At 41.3% G+C, this 18128-nt stretch carries 16 protein-coding genes; 11 read left to right on the forward strand and 5 right to left on the reverse strand.

Annotated elements, in window-relative coordinates:
• Positions 1-101: 101 nt before the first annotated feature.
• The 4 genes from ACTJIX_RS01010 to ACTJIX_RS01025 all read left to right on the forward strand — a co-directional run bounded on the left by ACTJIX_RS01010 (position 102) and on the right by ACTJIX_RS01025 (position 2005).
• Positions 102-407 carry an integration host factor subunit beta gene (locus tag ACTJIX_RS01010; protein ID WP_004815605.1) on the forward strand — a complete coding sequence of 102 codons (306 nt, stop codon included), beginning with the start codon at positions 102-104 and terminating at the stop codon, positions 405-407.
• A 15-nt stretch (positions 408-422) separates the two neighbouring features.
• Entirely contained in the window at positions 423-788 is a 366-nt protein-coding gene (locus tag ACTJIX_RS01015) for a lipopolysaccharide assembly protein LapA domain-containing protein (protein ID WP_004815608.1), read from the forward strand.
• A 251-nt stretch (positions 789-1039) separates the two neighbouring features.
• Entirely contained in the window at positions 1040-1720 is a 681-nt protein-coding gene (gene pyrF, locus ACTJIX_RS01020; RefSeq protein ID WP_005222508.1) for an orotidine-5'-phosphate decarboxylase, read from the forward strand.
• Between the two features lie 87 nt (positions 1721-1807).
• A complete protein-coding gene (locus ACTJIX_RS01025) occupies positions 1808-2005 on the forward strand; it encodes a hypothetical protein (RefSeq protein WP_005222507.1) in 198 nt (65 codons plus the stop codon).
• A 154-nt stretch (positions 2006-2159) separates the two neighbouring features.
• Here the strand turns inward: ACTJIX_RS01025 and ACTJIX_RS01030 are convergent, their stop codons facing one another.
• On the reverse strand, positions 2160-3068 hold the full coding sequence (locus ACTJIX_RS01030; RefSeq protein WP_005222498.1) for a lysine exporter LysO family protein: 909 nt from the start codon (positions 3066-3068) through the stop codon (positions 2160-2162).
• A gap of 60 nt (positions 3069-3128) precedes the next feature.
• Positions 3129-4613 (reverse strand): flavin-containing monooxygenase, encoded by a 1485-nt coding sequence (locus ACTJIX_RS01035; RefSeq protein WP_262478433.1) that lies wholly within the window; start codon positions 4611-4613, stop codon positions 3129-3131.
• 154 nt (positions 4614-4767) lie between these two features.
• Between ACTJIX_RS01035 and ACTJIX_RS01040 the strand changes: the two genes are divergently transcribed.
• The 5 genes from ACTJIX_RS01040 (at position 4768) to ACTJIX_RS01060 (ending at position 11905) form a co-directional block, all read left to right on the forward strand.
• Entirely contained in the window at positions 4768-5775 is a 1008-nt protein-coding gene (locus ACTJIX_RS01040; protein WP_034434039.1) for a helix-turn-helix domain-containing protein, read from the forward strand.
• An 85-nt stretch (positions 5776-5860) separates the two neighbouring features.
• Entirely contained in the window at positions 5861-7012 is a 1152-nt protein-coding gene (gene zapE, locus ACTJIX_RS01045; protein WP_004815619.1) for a cell division protein ZapE, read from the forward strand.
• A gap of 359 nt (positions 7013-7371) precedes the next feature.
• A complete protein-coding gene (locus ACTJIX_RS01050; RefSeq protein ID WP_004815622.1) occupies positions 7372-9537 on the forward strand; it encodes a malate synthase G in 2166 nt (721 codons plus the stop codon).
• 183 nt (positions 9538-9720) lie between these two features.
• The gene (locus ACTJIX_RS01055; RefSeq protein WP_262478431.1) at positions 9721-11166 is read left to right on the forward strand and encodes an aldehyde dehydrogenase family protein; all 1446 of its coding nucleotides are present in this window, start codon (positions 9721-9723) and stop codon (positions 11164-11166) included.
• Positions 11167-11245: 79 nt separating this feature from the next.
• Positions 11246-11905 carry an SOS response-associated peptidase gene (locus tag ACTJIX_RS01060; RefSeq protein WP_262478429.1) on the forward strand — a complete coding sequence of 220 codons (660 nt, stop codon included), beginning with the start codon at positions 11246-11248 and terminating at the stop codon, positions 11903-11905.
• 93 nt (positions 11906-11998) lie between these two features.
• Here ACTJIX_RS01060 and ACTJIX_RS01065 read toward each other — a convergent pair whose 3' ends face one another.
• Complete coding sequence (locus ACTJIX_RS01065) at positions 11999-12463, reverse strand: MarR family winged helix-turn-helix transcriptional regulator (protein WP_005222487.1); 465 nt, start codon at positions 12461-12463, stop codon at positions 11999-12001.
• Between the two features lie 821 nt (positions 12464-13284).
• Here ACTJIX_RS01065 and ACTJIX_RS01070 point away from each other — a divergent pair.
• Together ACTJIX_RS01070 and ACTJIX_RS01075 are read left to right on the forward strand one after the other, a co-directional pair.
• Positions 13285-14811: a TerC family protein gene (locus tag ACTJIX_RS01070; RefSeq protein ID WP_262478426.1), complete on the forward strand. Its 1527-nt coding sequence runs from the start codon at positions 13285-13287 to the stop codon at positions 14809-14811.
• Between the two features lie 425 nt (positions 14812-15236).
• Positions 15237-15968 carry a hypothetical protein gene (locus tag ACTJIX_RS01075; RefSeq protein ID WP_262478424.1) on the forward strand — a complete coding sequence of 244 codons (732 nt, stop codon included), beginning with the start codon at positions 15237-15239 and terminating at the stop codon, positions 15966-15968.
• A 26-nt stretch (positions 15969-15994) separates the two neighbouring features.
• On the opposite strand, the gene thiM is transcribed toward ACTJIX_RS01075, so the two are convergent.
• Positions 15995-16822, reverse strand: coding sequence for a hydroxyethylthiazole kinase (thiM, locus tag ACTJIX_RS01080; RefSeq protein ID WP_262478422.1), 828 nt, complete (start codon positions 16820-16822; stop codon positions 15995-15997).
• A 33-nt stretch (positions 16823-16855) separates the two neighbouring features.
• Positions 16856-18016: a hypothetical protein gene (locus ACTJIX_RS01085; protein WP_004892852.1), complete on the reverse strand. Its 1161-nt coding sequence runs from the start codon at positions 18014-18016 to the stop codon at positions 16856-16858.
• Positions 18017-18128: the final 112 nt, after the last annotated feature.

Consider the following 18128-nt stretch of genomic DNA (forward strand, 5'->3'; position numbering starts at 1 on the left):
ACGGTAGCGTAGTATTTAATTATTGCGCTACCGTTTTGTATTTAAACAGGTTATTATCGCCATAGAGAGTCCAAGTAGCTTGATAATTAAAGAGGTCGCAGATGACTACTGAAGCACTTAATAAGTCTGATTTAATAGAGCGTATTTCCCTAAAGAACCCGCATTTAGCTGAGCCTTTAGTTGAAGAAGCTGTGAAGATCATGATCGATCAAATGATCGAAGCATTATCGACAGACAACCGTATTGAGATTCGTGGGTTTGGCAGCTTCGCATTGCATCATCGAGAGCCACGTATTGGCCGAAACCCGAAAACCGGTAAGTCTGTTGAAGTCGCAGCAAAAGCAGTTCCACACTTCAAACCAGGTAAGGCACTACGTGATGCTGTAAACGAATCAGCAAACAAATAATTCAAGGGGCGTGTTATGCGTTACGTACTCGTCGTTTTATTACTCGTTGTATTTGGGTATTCACTGGCACTGGTATTGCAAAATGGAACTGAACTATCTGTAGACCTGTTATTTACTCAGGTTCCTGCAATGCGTTTAGGCCTGTTATTGTTGTTGACACTGTCATTGGGTGTCATTCTTGGCCTACTGCTGGGTGTACAGGTATTTAAAGTTTTCCAAAACAGCTGGGAAATTAAGCGACTGCGTAAAGACATAGACCATCTTCGTAAAGAGCAGCTGAATACAGCGAAACTGATGGCAGCAGAAGCAGCTGCTCATTCACGCCATGAAAAGACAGTTGTTGATATCCATCCTCAGGATCGACCTTCGACACCTTTATAAGGATGTGATGTCATAACTTTGACTATTTAAACTTCTCCTGATTATATTTAAAGCACTCTGAGTCTTGCTCAGGGTGCTTTTTTATGCCTTTAAGTTTTATAAACCCATTGAAAATAAAATTAATTAAAAAAATTGTTTTACAAATAAGAGATTTAAATTGAATTAGGAAACGGTTTTCATAATTTATATATTTGTTCATACAGCTGAAATCCGTATAATGCCTTAATTTTGTCAATTTGAAGGGTCTTGTTATGAGTATTATCGTTGCCTTGGATGCAAAAAGCCAATATGACGCATTAACGATTGCCGAGCAATTAGACCCTGAGCTTTGCCGTGTAAAAGTTGGTAAAGAGTTATTTACCCATGAAGGCCCATCAGTCGTCAAAGCACTGCAAGATAAAGGTTTTGAAGTTTTCCTTGATTTGAAATTTCACGATATTCCAAATACTACTGCGCAGGCAGTATGTGCAGCCGCAGACCTGGGTATATGGATGGTGAATGTACATGCTTCTGGCGGTCGTAAAATGATGGAAACCTGTGTCGAGCGTCTTAAAGCTGGGAATTATAATACTCAACTGATCGCGGTAACGGTATTAACTTCAATGGGTCGTGAAGATTTAAAAGATATTGGTCTGGATATTGAACCCTTTGAGCATGTGAAACGTCTTGCTACTTTGACCAAAGACAGTGGTCTAGATGGTGTGGTGTGTTCAGCACAAGAAGCAAAAATGCTACGTGAAACTTTAGGACAAGATTTTGCTTTGGTAACGCCGGGGATCCGTCCGGAAGGCTCAAATGCAGACGACCAAAAGCGTATTGTGACACCGAAACAAGCAATGTTGGATGGTTCCACACATTTAGTGATTGGTCGTCCGATTACCAAATCTGAAAATATGCGTCAGACTTTAAAAGATATTCTGGCAACCTTGTAATTCTATCAATCCGATAAAAAGCCTTTCAAACGAAAGGCTTTTTTTATACATTGAAAAAACAGTATAAAAATAAAAAAGGAATTTACAGTGAAAACGCGAGAACAAAAATTACTGGAACAAAATCATGAATTGGAAAAAATAGCAGATCAGCTTGAACGGCAAACACTTCAGAAACAGTATAACTCTGCGAGTTCATGGAATTGGATGGCACGTCTTGATGGCGTTGATATTGTAGAGCTGGCTTCAGAGATGGTTGATACAGTGGAAGAGCTATTAGGAGATTAACTTAAGTATTTGAAAATGATTCTTCAATATTTTCCCTCACCTTTGCGAACTCAAAATATATTTTGAGGCTCCTCATTTCCCAAGGGGGCTTCTTCTATTATTTTAAAAGCTTCACTTCTCTCCCTTTGGGAGAGATTTAAAGAGAGCTAATGCATTAGATGGCTGCTAAAACACTGACCGTCATCGGTGCCAATACCGACAAAATAAAACCGCTTAACATGGCATGCGGAATAAAATCATTCCCACAGGCCTGTTTTACCATCGGTAAGGTGACATCCATAGATGTTGCACCTGCAGCTGCAATTGCGGCACGTGGATAGCGCCAGCCAAGACAATACATCAGTAAAATTGCAAAGATTTCCCGAAACAGATCATTCATCAGTGCAATACTGCCCAATTCAGCATTTCTGAGTTCAGTTATCACAATACCGCTCATCGAGTAGAAGCCATAACCTTGCGATAGCATAATCAGGTCTTGAAGTCTGATATCAGATTGCCATGTCGCATAGAGCAGTACACTCAGTAGTGAACCGAGAATACAACCGAGTGGTACCAGCAGAATTTTCCAGTTTAGCCATGAGCGGTCGAGTGGGGAATAGGCAAGATCGAGTCCGATCAGGAACATAAATACCAGCAGTAAATGCCAGGTACTGATTTGTGCCTGAATATTTAAGCTACCTAAACCCGCATGCAGCAAATAACCTATGCCGAGCGCAATAAAGGCATAACTGATATTGATGAGTGATTTAATTACCAGTTGTGTAGAAACCCGTCCTGAGGAAGGTTGATAGCCTGCCCACTTAAACAGTAGATAACAACAGGTAAAGGCACCCAGTGAAGTGATTGCTGCAATACTGAGAGAGGTACTCAGAATTTGATAAGGGTGCTTTAGTTCGTCGAGAAGTTGTGAAAACTCAAAAGCTATCGCGATCAGTAGCACATAACTAAAATAGGGTAGAACGGCAAAAGATACTTTAACAACAGTTTGAGGTAACTTTCTGGCACACAAAAAGCCGATCGCCAGACAGAACAGTAATTGGAAGATAAGCCAAAAGGATTGCATAATCGGGAAAAATAAAAATTTTCTATATTATGCCATCCCTTTAACGAATATGTTGTTGCTTTAACTGGCTTTACTCAGTAAGTGGTAATCTGATGGATTAGCCCACTTGGTTTTCAGCCAGTATTTCCAGGTGTAGGTGGGCCATAAGGCAAAATTTTTGCCGCCATCCTGTTGATACCAGCTCACGCAGCCCGATTGCCAGACAGTATTCTCCATCATGTGTTGTACCTGTGCGTTAAACTGCTCATGTACTTCATCTTTGACCAAGATTGCCTCAGTATGCGATCGTTCAACCATCTGGATTAACTGCAGGATATATTCTACTTGTGACTCGATCATAAACAGTACCGAGTTATGCGCCAGCACAGTATTTGGACCAAGCAGTTGGAACAAATTCGGAAAACTCTTGATACAGATACCATAATAGCTTTCCGCACCATCTTTCCAGACCTCATTGAGCTTGATGCCATTTAGACCAGTGCATTCAAAGTTTTTCAGATAAATACGCGGATCAGTAATAAAACCTGTGCCATAAATCAGGCAGTCAATCGGCCGTTTTTTACCATCTGCAGTAATAATGCTGTCTTCTGTCAGTTCCCGAATTGTGTCAGTGACCAGTTCGACATTAGGTCGATTAAAGGTGGGGAAATATTTATTGGAAACCAGAATCCGTTTACAACCCATGATGTAATCTGGGATTAACTTTTGTGCAACTTCCTTATCTTTGACCTGATAGCGGATATAAGCTTCAGCCAGTTTCTGTGTATATTTCATCACGGTCGGTTTTACGATGGGGACGACACGAGATTCATTCGACCAGTACAGACGAATACGATGTAATTTACGAAACCAGTCAAAGCGTGTAAAAAGCTTCTTTTCAAAATCATGATACAGCCGCTCATCACGTGGAATCACCCATGCTGCGGTTCGTTGCATCACATAGAGCTGTTTGCATTGTGGAGCGATTTCTGGAATGTACTGAATGGCACTGCCACCTGTTCCAATCGAAGCGACATTTTTACCAGTGAGGTCATAGCTGTGATCCCATTGAGAGGAGTGAAAGATTTTACCTTTAAATTTTTCGATTCCGCTAATCTTCGGAATTTGCGGTACATGCAAAGGGCCGGATGCAAAAATGACATATTGTGCTTCCAGCTGTTCATCTTTATTTAAAGTTAATGCCCAGCGACAACGCTTTTCATCATAATGTGCAGCTTTAACTTCGGTATTTAGACGGGTAAATGCAGGAACATTGAATTCTTTGACCAGTTGTTGAATATAGGCAAAGATTTCCGGCGCTTCCGCATATCTTTTTGACCAGTCAGCTTTCGGTGCATAAGATAGAGAATACATGTGAGATTGCACATCACAGGCTGCACCTGGATACTGATTTTCACGCCAAGTACCGCCAAAATCATTGGACTTTTCAAGAATTATAAAGTCTGTAATTCCTTGTTGTTGCAAACGAATGGCCATTGCAATTCCGCCAAAACCTGCACCAATAATAGCAATTTTGGTTGTGTTATTTTTCTTTGTAGTATTCATGCTGTGCAATCCGTGCATATTCAGATTTATTAGAATATTGTAAAGTTCTAAGATCAAACATGATTAATAAGACGACAAAATTGATCAAAACGGCAATAGAGAATTTGTAAAATTTATAGTAAAACAGGAACAATCCTATTAAATTCAAATCGCAATGAAGAGATCGATACTCAGTTTGATGTACTTGATTCAGGGGATGCGCAAGGCAGGCATTGCATTGGAGCATAAGCTGGACAATATCGGGCTGCGTATAGATGACCTTGATCCTACGTCGATCATTCATCCCAGTCTGGAATATGATGTACTCAAAGTTGTAGGTGAGGGAGTTGCACCAGAAAAAGGGATCTTGATCGGACAGCATTATGCACTGGCAGGATATGGCCCGCTGCTCATGCTACTGGTGACTAGTCCTACCGTGAGAGATGCACTAGTTCATGGTATCCGTTTTCAGCAGTTAACCCATCTGACTGGGGAAATGAGTTTCAAGCAGGCTGGGCATCGCATTGCACTTTGCTATTGTCCAAGTAATGTGCAGGACCAATTAGGTCAGCTGGTCGCGCAGGCTGAAATCTCTGGGACTTACAAGTTTATTCAGGACCTGTACAAGATGATGGGGCTTTCGGTGCCTGAAGTAAGGATTGAATTGCCATTTCCAAAGCCGGAAGAGTTAAAACAGTTACAGCTTTACCATGATTATTATGGGCATCAGGTACAGTTCAATACCGATCAGGCTGCTTTCTGGTTTGATGAAGCGGTGTTAAATGTCAAGATTCCTTCAGCAGATGAGATGACCTTCAAGCTGTATGAAAAGAAGTGTATTGCTGAACTGGAACGATTGCGTGAAGATGAAAAGACACCTTCATTAATCCAACGGGTGCAGGACTATCTGGAGCTGCAAAGTGGAGGAATGCCGACCATGGCAGAAACTGCGCAAGCCTTGAATATTCCGGAACGGACCTTACGGCACCAGCTACAGCAGCTGAATACCAGTTATAAGCAGATCCGTGAAGATATCATTAAGGATAAAGCCTTAAGAATGATTGAATATAAACAATATTCAATTGAAATGATTGCAGAACTGCTAGGATATTCTGAACCGGCGGCGTTTAATCACGCATTTAAACGCTGGTTTGGTCAGAGTCCGCGTCAATATGTAAAATAGCCTAAGTTTGCTAATGCCAAAGTGTTATGGCTTGAAGTTAAATCTTCGCTATAATTTTTTATGAATCTCAATAGTAATGAACCTTATGTCCGACTTAAATTCACATCAGCACAACGCCTTTAGCCCCTTATCTCCTGCAGAACGTTATGCACAGGCACTGTCTTCGGGTCAGTTCATGCCGGATGATGCACAAGCGATTGCAGTACATGAGCTAGACCGTGTCTGGGTGGAGTTAATTCAACGCTTTAAGGCTTCCAAGAAAGCATTCCGCCGTTTCCGCCGTCAAACCTCACCGAAAGGTGTGTATATGTGGGGTGGTGTAGGTCGTGGTAAAACCTGGCTGATGGATCAGTTCTACGATTCCATTCCATTTCGCCGTAAAATCCGCATGCATTTTCACCACTTTATGCAGCATGTGCATCGTGAGCTGAACAAATTATCCGGTCAACGTAACCCGCTAGATTTAGTGGCAGACCAGATTTATAAAGATGCCGTGGTCATCTGTTTTGATGAATTTTTCGTATCGAATGTAACCGATGCCATGATCCTTAGTGATCTGTTCCAGAAACTGTTTGAGCGCGGCATTACCTTGGTCGCGACCTCGAATATTGCCCCAGATGGCCTATATAAAAATGGCATCCACCGTGACCGTTTTATTCCGACCATTGAGCTGGTAAAAAAGAATTGTGTAATTCTAAATGTCGATGCAGGTGTGGATTATCGTTTGCGTGTACTCAAACAGGCACAGTTATTCAAGTTCCCGTTAACGCATGATAATAAAAACTGGATGGCACAGCGTTTTAGCGCACTGACCCAGACCCAGCAGCATTCCGATGAACCGATCATCATCAATAATCGTATTGTCGAAACTGTGGCACATACCGAAGATGTATTGTGGTGTGAATTCGCAGAACTCTGCCTGAAACCGCGTAGTCCGGCTGACTTTATTGAAATCGCCAATATCTATAATACTGTGCTGGTCAGCAATGTGCCGCACCTGACCGACTTCTTGAATGATGGTACACGCCGTTTCATTTACCTGGTAGATGAATTCTATGACCGTGGTGTGAAATTGTTACTCACTTCTGAAGACAATATCGTTGACATTTACCAAGGTGAAAAACTGGCTTTCGAGATTGAACGGACCCGTTCGCGTCTGCTGGAAATGCAATCAGATGAATACTTGCATTCGGAGCATCGCCAGATTGAGAAAATTGCCTCCAGCAATGCTGAATAAAGCTTCAAAAAGCGTCGGTTATCCGGCGCTTTTTTTATGCAAAATTACTGGGCAGTTTATCGACAATAAGCACATTTCATGGCTTAATCGTGCTTCAAGAATGACAATGTATATGGAAATGCGTGATTTTTGCGCGAAAATCTGAACTTAAGTCTAATTTCTACATTTCGAAAACTTTATACACTGTCATTAGGGTATTTAGTGAATTGATGACGAAACATTCCGATCAATATTAGCGGACATGAGGGTGACGCTAAATAAAATGATCATTATTTAGGAATGTGATAGTACTATTCAGCTAAATTTTAATCGTTATACTAGAATCTCTTGTATAAAAAGTAGCAATATCAGGAAAGACAATGACTGCACGTATTCAAAAAGGCAAGTTAGCGATTGCTAAAGAACTTTACGATTTTATCGAAAATGAAGCACTACCAGGTTCTGGTTTGGACAGCGAAACATACTGGAAGAACTTTGAACAAGTCGTTGTTGATCTTAGCCCTAAAAACAAAGCACTTTTGGCTAAGCGTGATGACATTCAGGCGAAAATCGATGAATGGCACCGCAATAACACATTTGAATTACAAGCTTACAAAGCTTTCTTGACTGAAATTGGCTACTTGCTACCAGAAGTAGAAGATTTTCAAATTACGACTGAAAACGTAGATGAAGAAATTGCACTATTGGCAGGCCCACAGTTAGTGGTACCTGTACGTAATGCACGTTACTGCTTAAATGCGGCAAACGCACGTTGGGGTTCTTTATACGATGCACTTTACGGTTTTGACGTAATCTCTGAAGAAGATGGCGCAGAAAAGGGTAAAGGCTATAATCCAAAACGTGGCGAAAAAGTTATCGCATTTGCGAAAAACTTCTTAGACGAAACTTTCCCATTGGCAAATGGTTCACATGCCGATGCAACCAAATATGCGGTTGAAGGAAATGCGCTTGTTGTAACGCTAAAAGATGGCTCTACAACAACTGTTGCAGATGCATCTAAATTCGTCGGTTATAACGGCGAAGCTGCTGCACCGACAGAAGTTGTACTTAAAAACAATGGTCTACATGCAATCATCCAAATTGATGCAGCAAGCGCAATTGGTCAAACTGATGCAGCTGGCGTAAAAGACGTAGTTCTTGAAGCTGCTGTAACGACAATCCAAGACTTGGAAGACTCAGTTGCAGCCGTTGATGCTGAAGAAAAAGTAGAAGGTTACCGTAACTGGTTAGGCTTGATGCGCGGTACGCTTGAAGAGTCAATTGAAAAGAACGGTAAGACAGTTACCCGTAAACTGAATGCTGACCGTACCTTCAAAAATCTTGAAGGCGGTGAGACTAAAGTTCACGGCCGTTCATTGATGTTACTTCGTAACGTAGGTCACTTGATGACTAACCCGGCGATCTTGGTAGATGGCGAAGAAATCTATGAAGGCATCATGGATGCATTGGTTACTCCGCTTCTTACGATTGCTGATATTCGTGGTGAAAACACGATCAAGAACTCACGCAAAGGTTCGATGTACATTGTGAAGCCAAAAATGCATGGTCCTGAAGAAGTGGCATTTGCAGTAGAACTGTTCGAGCGTGCTGAACAAGCGCTTGGCTTGCCTGCAAAAACCCTGAAAATCGGTATCATGGATGAAGAACGCCGTACTTCTGTTAACCTGAAAAACTGTATTGCTCAGGCCAAAGACCGCACGATCTTCATTAATACCGGTTTCATGGACCGTACTGGTGACGAAATCCATACCTTCATGGAAGCTGGTCCATTCGTTCGTAAAGGCGAAATCAAAGGTCAAAAATGGTTCCCGGCTTATGAAAACCGTAACGTAATGATCGGTTTGCAAACAGGTTTACGTGGTAAAGCACAGATTGGTAAAGGTATGTGGCCGAAACCGGATATGCTATTAGACATGTACAAAACCAAGACTGAGCATCCAGAAGCAGGTGCAAGCTGTGCATGGGTACCGTCTCCAACAGGCGCAGTGATTCACGCGATTCACTACCATCAAATTAATGTGGCAAACCGTCAGCAAGAATTACTTGCAACTGAAGCATTGCCTCTTGATGACTTGTTAACACCACCATTGGCGGCCAACACCAACTGGACAGAAGAAGAGAAACTGAAAGAACTGGAAAATAACTGTCAGGGTATCCTGGGTTATGTGGTTCGTTGGGTTGATCTGGGTGTGGGTTGTTCAAAAGTGCCTGATATTAACGATGTAGGTTTGATGGAAGACCGCGCAACTTTACGTATCTCTTCTCAACACGTTGCAAACTGGTTACGTCACGGTATCGTAACTCGTGAACAGGTTGAAGAAGTGATGCAGCGTATGGCAAAAATTGTGGATGAGCAAAATGCCAATGATCCATTCTATACGCCAATGGCAGCTGACTTTGATAACAATATTGCATTCCAGGCTGCTTCTGACCTGATTTTCAAGGGTGGTGAGCAACCTGCAGGTTATACAGAGCCTTTACTTCATGCAGCGCGTTTAAAATTGAAAGGTTATACAGGTGACTAATCCTGTCTGATCTAAAAAAGCCTCTTCGGAGGCTTTTTTTGTTGGCTGTTTAAAATGAATCAGTTATTAAAAATAGAAAACATATAAATTTGTCGATAAAAGCGTAACAATTCGTCGCTCAGCTCTGATCTATAAAATTGTTCTGATAAAGTAGAGAAAAATTCACAAGTTGCAGGGATGGAAATGACAGCCTATCAAAATCTAGATCAACAATTTATTGGCGGGCAATGGCAGCAAGGCGGCTCGATCCACACGATTCAAAATTTTAATCCCTATACTCAACAGGAAATTTTTACCTTGCAGGCAGCAAGTACTGAAGATGTAGATACTGCTTATCAGGCAGCGCTGGCAGCGTTTGAGCAAGGTGTCTTAACTTCGGTTCAGGTGCGTAAAGGGCTAATCCAAAACCTGGCCAATATCATTCAGCGACGCCGTGAAGAGATTGTAGACTGGTTGATCCAGGAATCTGGTAGTACGCGCTTTAAGGCAAATCTTGAAGTAGATGCATCGCTGGGAATCATTCAGGAAAGTGCCAAATTCCCGGATCTAATCCAGCCCGAAGAGCTGGAAAGCCGGGATCCGGAGCGCCGCAGTTTTATCGTACGTAAACCGCTTGGTGTGATTGCAGTAATCAGCCCTTGGAATTTCCCTTTTCATTTATCCATGCGTTCAGTTATTACCGCAATCGCTTGCGGAAATACGGTGGTACTCAAGCCGGCCAGCGATACGCCAGTCACGGGTGGAACACTGCTTGGAAAATTATTTGAAGAAGCGGGTACACCACATGGCGTCTTTAATGTGGTAGTCGGTGCTGGTAAAGAAATCGGTGATTATTTTGTCGAACATCCTATTCCAAAAATGATTTCATTTACCGGTTCAACTGAAGTTGGGCAGGGGGTGGGAAGTAAAGCACTGTCAAGTTCGCGTATGAAACGTCTTGCACTGGAATTGGGTGGTAATGCACCACTAGTAATTCTGGATGATGCGGATCTGGATCTGGCAGTAGAACTCACCGTGATGGGACGCTTTATGCATCAAGGACAGATCTGCATGAGCACCAATCGGGTCATTGTTGATCAGAGCCTGCATGATGCTTATGTAGATAAACTGATAGAGCGGGTGAAAACCATCCCTGTGGGTAATCCAGACTTGCCAGAAACCATCATTGGACCAATTATTAATCAGAGCCAAGTTGAAAAGCATCGCAAGATTATCGAACATGCCAAACAACTAGATGCACAGTTGGTCTATGAAGGCGGTATAGAAGGAAATGTAGTGGCACCGCATATCTTTACTCATGTCGATCCTTACTTTGAAATCGCTCAGGAAGAAAGTTTTGGTCCGATTCTACCGATCCTAAAAGCAGATGATGAAGAACATGCAGTGAATTTGGCAAATAACTCCCGCTTTGGGCTTTCCAGCGCAGTCTGTACCTCAAATATTGAACGCGGTGAACGTTTTGCTGCTCAGATAGATGCGGGTATGACGCACATTAATGGAATTACGGTTGCAGACCAACCAAATGCACCATTTGGTGGGGAGAAAAACTCAGGTCTGGGGCGTTTTAATGGACGTTGGATCTTTGAGGAATTTACCCGTACACATTGGATGACCTTGCCAAAACAATAGTCCTGTTAGCAAAAACACACAGGTCTGTGATCACCGAAGTATTATAATATTTCGGTGATTTTTTGTTTTTAAAGATTTTATGTGCGCTAACTTTAAACCGCTCACCTTGCAGCAACTGCATGACCTTAATCTTCCTGAAATTCCGTTTGAATATCCAGAAGAAGTCTATCCCAATTATCAGCTGCCTTTATTATTCAAGTCAGAATTTGGTTTGGAATGGCGCTCGGTGAATTTTGGTTTGATTCCAAAATGGGCTGAGGATAAAACCATCGGAACTCGCACTTATAATGTCCGTAATGAAACCTTGCTACAGAAGCCTAGTTTTGCCGAGGCAACAGCGAAATGTAAATTTGGCGTAATCCCGGTAACAGAGTTTTATGAGTCTAAATATTTCGATAATAAGCCACAGCGCTGGGGTGTAAGACGTAAGGATGGGAAAGCATTTTATATTGCTGCCCTATATGAAATTGCGCGCGTGCAGGATGAGATCGTACGTTCAAGCACCATGATTACCATGGACGCAATTGATCATCCTATGATGAAGGATTTCCATGAACCGGGAAATATCAAGCGTTCTGTTATTGTGATTCCACATCAGCGTATGGATGAATGGCTAAATCTGAAATCACCGAATATACAGTCTTTTGTTGAGGGATTTCCCGTAGAGGAGTTTGAGTGTTCACATGTACCCAAGGAGGTGATCAAAAAAATCAGTCCCCAAATGAATTTTTTTGAATGATTCCTGGAGAAGCAGAAAGATAAAGCTAGCCTATGAATTCATCTTTCTGCTTAAGTCACGCTAGTGCCTGATCAGTTTTTTATAGTTTTTAGATCAGCGCGCAAGGTTTTTGAAGATGTGACGTAAACTTTCCATAGTTTTTTCGATTTGAAGTGGTGTTAGGCCTTCAAATGACTGTTCCAGAACAATGTTAGTCAGGTCATTAATCTTATGGAACATCTCATGTCCTTTTTCTGTAAGAACCACACGCGTAATACGTGCATCGTCTTCACAAGAATAAGTATCAACCAGGCCTTCGTCTTTAAGACGATAGACGATTTTCGTGGTGGTCGACATTTTAGAAACCACCATCTCGGAAAGATCAGACACGCTTGCATGTGGTTTCGCTTTTAAGGCAAGCAGAATACGGCGACGTGAATTGTCAACGCCATATTTCTTGAGCGCGTGATCAACATTTAAAACATATTGTGCGTGGACTTGAGTAACCCAATAGTAGGGAAAATTTTCTAAAGTAAATTCTTCTGTTGAAGGTAAAAACTTCGCATACTTTTTAGTCATGGTAGATTCCTTGTATTTATTTTTGTAAGGCAGTTACATTCTATGAAAATGTTTATATAAGTTTCAACCATTATTTTTAAAAAATGCGACAAAATGTGAATCAATGTTTTTAATAATGCTAATAATTGACACAAATTATCGGCTGGTCGAGAAAGACCTAAGTTTACCTATTTTTAACTCATCTGTTACCTATTCACTTCTGCCATACATCGGGAAATTTGTTATGAATTTTGATCCAATTAGAAATAAAATTATATGAAAGAAAGATTTAGTAATAAGAGTTAAACTTGAAGGTGTATTTAACCCGATGAATGTCATTTTAATTTTTAAAATAAAATAAGAAAACGTGGGGAAGATCACTGATGTGAGGATAGTGCCGTCTTTATTAAGTCATTCTTCATTCCGCTATTCAGAAATTTGTTACTAAAACTATTTATGAAAATATCTCTAAGCGTTATCTCTATTTAGGGATATATCTGAGAAAAGCTGGTACTGATATTGATGATGAGAGGGTGATTGTTTACGAAAACTGATGAGTGACTTGGAAAGCAACATTTTTTTCGTATATCAGCTAAATTAATACGACGACAGGGATTAAGTGAAGCACTGAAGAACAATCCTGGTTATTAATTACTGACCAGTTTGCATAGACTTCTATATAAACAAGTATTTACCGAATTAATATAAAAAGACCATTACAAATTAAAAGCTTTGTGCATAATAAGAGAGTCTTAAGTCAAAAAGGTTAAAATTATGGATCCCTCGCCGTGCGTTGATCTTCCATCTTTATTTCTAGCTTACTCGAACGGGGTAATTCTCTAATGGAGTTTTTATTAGATCCCGGAATCTGGGTGGGTTTAATTACACTTATTATTCTTGAAATCGTTTTAGGTATTGATAACCTAGTCTTTATTGCCATTCTGGCTGAAAAATTACCTCCTGAACAACGCGATAGAGCCCGTGTGATTGGTTTATCTCTGGCGTTGTTTATGCGTTTAGGATTGTTATTTGCAATCTCTTGGTTGGTTACCTTAACCGAACCTTTAATTACCATATTTGATAAAACATTCTCTGGTCGAGATCTGATTCTCTTGGGTGGTGGCTTGTTCCTGGTCTATAAGGCTGTGGGAGAGCTGCATGAGAAGATGGAAGGCAAGCCTGAAGTCAAAGTCACAACGAATGTCGTCTATGCAGGTTTTACTGCCGTTGTTGCTCAAATTGTGATTCTAGATGCAGTCTTCTCGCTCGATTCGGTGATTACCGCAATTGGTATGGTCGACAACATCTATGTGATGATGGTGGCAATGGTTGTCGCAATGATGGTGATGTTGCTTGCATCCAAACCTTTAACTGCCTTTGTCAATCGTCATCCAACCGTCGTGATTTTGTGTTTAAGTTTCTTACTCTTGATTGGTATCAGCTTGATTGCAGAAGGTTTTGGCTTCCATATTCCAAAAGGCTATATCTATTCAGGTATTGGTGTTGCTATTGCTATTGAGGCGTTTAACCAGTTTGGTCAGCGCAATGTTGCAAAACATGAAGCAAAAATTCCATTACGTCATCGTACTGCCGACTCGATTTTAAAATTGATGGGCGGCCGAGTAGAAACCAGCAGTCCAGATATGAATGCTGAAGCACAAGAAACCTTTGCAGATGAAGAGCGCTATATGATTGGTGGCGTGCTCACTTTAGCGGAACGTTCTGTAGCATCTATTATGACACCGCGGGGCCATATTTCCTGGGTAAATCTTGATGATAGCCCAGAGCAGATTCGTGAAAAAATCTTGTCGGTACCGCATAGTCTGTTTCCAGTCTGTCGTGGCAGTCTGGATAAGGTGATCAGCGTTGTTCGTGCCAAAGAATTGCTGGATGTACTGGAAGAACCAGAAGCGTTAAAAGCATTGATTAAGCGTCATCGTCCTATCTTTATCTTTGAAAATATGAAGGTTATTGATGCAATTAATACCTTGCGGACTTCTAAAGGTTCTTTGGTTCTGGTGAGTGATGAGTTTGGTCATGTACAGGGTCTGATTTCACCACTAGATGTATTTGAAGCGATTGCAGGGGAATTCCCGGATGCAGACGAACAGCTGGATTTGGTTCGTGTGGATGATACGCATTGGATTGCTTCAGGCATGCTGGATCTGTATCAGCTGGAACTAGAGCTAGGTATGCTGGATCTAATTGAAGAAGATGCTGGTTATATCAGTGTTGCAGGTCTGATTCTGGATAAAACCAATGGTCATGTAGAAGTTGGTACAACACTGGAGCATCAACAGGTTACTTTCCAAGTGACTGAAATGGAAAACAATCGTATTAAGTCGGTGAATATCCATTACCAAGGTTAAGTTTGATGTTCTGACTTAAACTGGTTTATCCAGGAAAAGCCAGCAAGTAGTTACTTGCTGGCTTTTTTATGCCTAAATACTGTGATACAGACAGTAGAAAAATTTTAAGCTTGGAAATTAGTCAGTCAGCTAAAAACTATAAAAATTGCTTATTTTCTTCAAAAAATTAAGGTTAAAAATACATAATTAAATAAAAGCTTGATACAGGTCTCATAATTTATATATAATAACTATTAAATTCAATAACTTAAATTTATAGTGAACTATTTGGTAATTGATAAGTCTGATATTGTGTATAAGAACTTAAAAATCCTATGCTAATCTGCCAAATCAGAAGATTTACTAATCACACGCTTTTAGCTCGGAATCAGTAGAAAAGTATCATGAATTAACTGATCTGCCTGCCGCTTCAATGGATGACATACATGAAAATCAGAGAAACCATCATTGATTTTGCAACTTTGCCAGCCCAGCAGAAACATGATTTTTTTCAGCAGATGCTGGAATTTGATCAACTCATTTTTCCCTTTGCGTCTGTTGAACAGCTATATCAATATGTGCATGATCCAGAAGCAGTTTCTGTACCAGTCATACAGTATTTCGTCGGAGAGCGGCTGATTGGCCAGAATATTATGCCAATTCTCAAATTGCAGCTGCAGGACAAACCTATTTTTGTGGTGACTTCACGTGCCGGAGTACTTGAACAGTATCGTCGTAGTAATCTGACTTTAAAGACTGCCATTCGTGTGGCTTTACGCTATCGTTTACGTTATCCGGCCATTCCACTTTGGTTTGTCACTACCTTGATGCAGCCGAAGGTCTATACCTTGTTTGCATCACGTAGTCGTTATTTCTATCCAAGAAAGGGTTACACCATGCCGACTGCTCATCAATCCGTACTTGAGCTGATGCACAGATACAAGTCTCAGGTAGATAAACGCGGGCAGGGTATTTATGTTGCACCGGCACTAATGCCTAAAGTCACGCCAGATCAGTTGATTCGACTGCGCAAACGCAGTGATGTTCATTACCAGTTCTTTATGCAGCACGTGCCAGACTATTTTGATGGGAAAGGATTGATGTGTGTTTGCCGCTTAGATTTCAAAACAATTTCTGAAACAATTATGAATCTGGCTTTCGGGAAATCTGTGCACTAGACACAGCTTTCCTTAATGATAATAAATCAAAGCAGCTCAAAATCAGCATATTGTTGAATAATTTCAGGATTCAACAGATGAATCTGATCGATAAAGGCAACATTAAAGCTGCCCAGTGTAGAGGTAATTTCAGCAGCCTTTTTACCGGCAATCGCGAAATGCAGATGTGCAGCAGTTGCCGCAATTACGGGGTTAGCCACAGCACTATAAGCTGCAATCAATGCACCCAAGGCACAACCTGTTGCAGTCACACGTGGCTGTAATTCTGATCCGCCCATCACCTTAATCACAGGATAATCCTGCGATATAATGTAATCTGATTCTCCGGAAATGGCGATGCACTGGCATTGTGCCAGCAATGATTTAGCTTGTTGATAGACTTCTGAGCTGTCTAATGTCGTACCTACACCTTTGCCTGTAACCTGTTTGCCTGCCAGAGTACCGATCTCGGAGGCATTGCCACGTACGATAGTTGGCTGAAATGCCATTAATTGATCAGTCACTTCTGAGCGCCAGTGCAGAATTGAACCATAACCAACGGGATCCAGCACCCAGGGTTTTTTAATCGCATTCGCAGTCTGTGCAGCAATCAGCATAGCCTGAACTTGTTCAGATGTTGGTGTTCCCAGATTCAAACTGACGGCCGCTGCAATTCGGGCAAAATTTTCAGCTTCAAAAGGATTGTCAATCATGGCAGGTGCAGCATTCGCAGCCAGTAGAACATTCGCTACATAATTACTGGCAACAGCATTGGTCATGATATGCACTAAGGGTTGCTGTTGTTGTAATGCTGTCCAGGCATCACAAACACCTTCTAGAATGTCATGGTGCAGTTGGGAAAGATTGGTATTCATATTGATATTCACAGTGCGTCTGCGCTGAATCCATCAGCGGGTAAAATAATGGTCTTGATGTTTGCAGTTGCGGCAGCAGAGACTGACATAGTCCGTGGCATCATAATCCACGGTCAGTTCCTCGGAACCACAATGCATACAGCGTTTATTGGAATAGAATTTTAAACGAGGCTCAATCTGCTGCCATGAACGCCAGATTGGCTGGAAGAAAATATTTTCATCATAGCCAAGAAAATGAAAGAACAGAATTGCACTCATTTTGCTTAAAGGCAATTGTGGTGGGCGCGGCAGGGTAGAGGTTTCCCATTTTTCGTTGATGGCACGTTCACGGTACTGCTGCAGGGTTTTTTTCAGCAAATTGGTATTGATGAAATTTTCATTGCGGGCTTGCAAGGCTTTCTGTTTGTACAAGTATTCCAGCGCCGTTTGTACCAGATAATAAATCTGGCCGACTGCCAATACATCCAGCATACGGTAGCAGAAAGTCTGAAAGCTTTTATTACCCGCAATCTGAATGCCCCAGCTACGACAATAAAACTGGGCAAATTGAATCACTTCCTGATACAGCAGAAAATATAGGGTTTCTTTAACTTCATCTGCACTTTTAAAAGGCACGCCTTTGCTTAAGTTCTCAAAGAACCAATGGCGTAATTGCTGGGTAATGCTGAATAGGCTCGGCTCTGAATAGCCATCCAGACGCACATTAATATAATAATGCTGCTGATCGGCATTAAAGTCTTTCAGACTCAGAATATTTTCCTTGCTGAGGCGTTTAACCAAAGCATTTTGCATCAGATAATTTGGACTGATGTTGTGATATTTGATCTGATCCCAGTCTATATATTCAGCGTGCTGACTGTGCTCATGTACATGATCATCCAGAATCGCTAACAGAAATAACTTGTTTAAAAAGCTGAGCTGACCTAATTCATATTGATGTACATCTTTTTTACTTTGATGCTGGCGATTTTCCTGCAGACGTGTTTCCTTCATTTGACGTCTACGATTGGCCAGACATTTTTCACAGAAGCAATTATGTTTTTGGTCAGGATAAAGCTGATGATGACAGTGACTGCATTCGTGATAATTCAGTTCCTGATCAAATTGTTCTGCCTCGACCCAGTACATTGCTGCCTGACACAAGGGACATGCGGTACTTTCATCAAGCTGTTTCTGCAAAACATTAAGCGTCATATCAACTAGCAATCGTAAAATGAAGAAGGAAAATCATTATACACAGTGCAGCTTGAGCAAGTGTGGTTCAGGCTAAAGTTTTCATCATGAGCTGATAATCAAACATGCAAGA

This window comes from Acinetobacter sp. 22323 (assembly GCF_052044895.1).
In the GTDB taxonomy this organism is placed as follows: domain Bacteria; phylum Pseudomonadota; class Gammaproteobacteria; order Pseudomonadales; family Moraxellaceae; genus Acinetobacter; species Acinetobacter schindleri.

Bases quoted from the DNA above. Each gene is read 5' to 3' on its own strand.
- ACTJIX_RS01010 (WP_004815605.1), top strand. From the start codon at position 102: ATGACTACTGAAGCACTTAATAAGTCTGATTTAATAGAGCGTATTTCC.
- ACTJIX_RS01015 (WP_004815608.1), top strand. From the start codon at position 423: ATGCGTTACGTACTCGTCGTTTTATTACTCGTTGTATTTGGGTATTCA.
- pyrF (WP_005222508.1), top strand. From the start codon at position 1,040: ATGAGTATTATCGTTGCCTTGGATGCAAAAAGCCAATATGACGCATTA.
- ACTJIX_RS01030 (WP_005222498.1), bottom strand. From the start codon at position 3,068: ATGCAATCCTTTTGGCTTATCTTCCAATTACTGTTCTGTCTGGCGATC.
- ACTJIX_RS01035 (WP_262478433.1), bottom strand. From the start codon at position 4,613: ATGAATACTACAAAGAAAAATAACACAACCAAAATTGCTATTATTGGT.
- ACTJIX_RS01040 (WP_034434039.1), top strand. From the start codon at position 4,768: ATGAAGAGATCGATACTCAGTTTGATGTACTTGATTCAGGGGATGCGC.
- zapE (WP_004815619.1), top strand. From the start codon at position 5,861: ATGTCCGACTTAAATTCACATCAGCACAACGCCTTTAGCCCCTTATCT.
- ACTJIX_RS01050 (WP_004815622.1), top strand. From the start codon at position 7,372: ATGACTGCACGTATTCAAAAAGGCAAGTTAGCGATTGCTAAAGAACTT.
- ACTJIX_RS01055 (WP_262478431.1), top strand. From the start codon at position 9,721: ATGACAGCCTATCAAAATCTAGATCAACAATTTATTGGCGGGCAATGG.
- ACTJIX_RS01060 (WP_262478429.1), top strand. From the start codon at position 11,246: ATGTGCGCTAACTTTAAACCGCTCACCTTGCAGCAACTGCATGACCTT.
- ACTJIX_RS01065 (WP_005222487.1), bottom strand. From the start codon at position 12,463: ATGACTAAAAAGTATGCGAAGTTTTTACCTTCAACAGAAGAATTTACT.
- ACTJIX_RS01070 (WP_262478426.1), top strand. From the start codon at position 13,285: ATGGAGTTTTTATTAGATCCCGGAATCTGGGTGGGTTTAATTACACTT.
- ACTJIX_RS01075 (WP_262478424.1), top strand. From the start codon at position 15,237: ATGAAAATCAGAGAAACCATCATTGATTTTGCAACTTTGCCAGCCCAG.
- thiM (WP_262478422.1), bottom strand. From the start codon at position 16,822: ATGAATACCAATCTTTCCCAACTGCACCATGACATTCTAGAAGGTGTT.
- ACTJIX_RS01085 (WP_004892852.1), bottom strand. From the start codon at position 18,016: ATGACGCTTAATGTTTTGCAGAAACAGCTTGATGAAAGTACCGCATGT.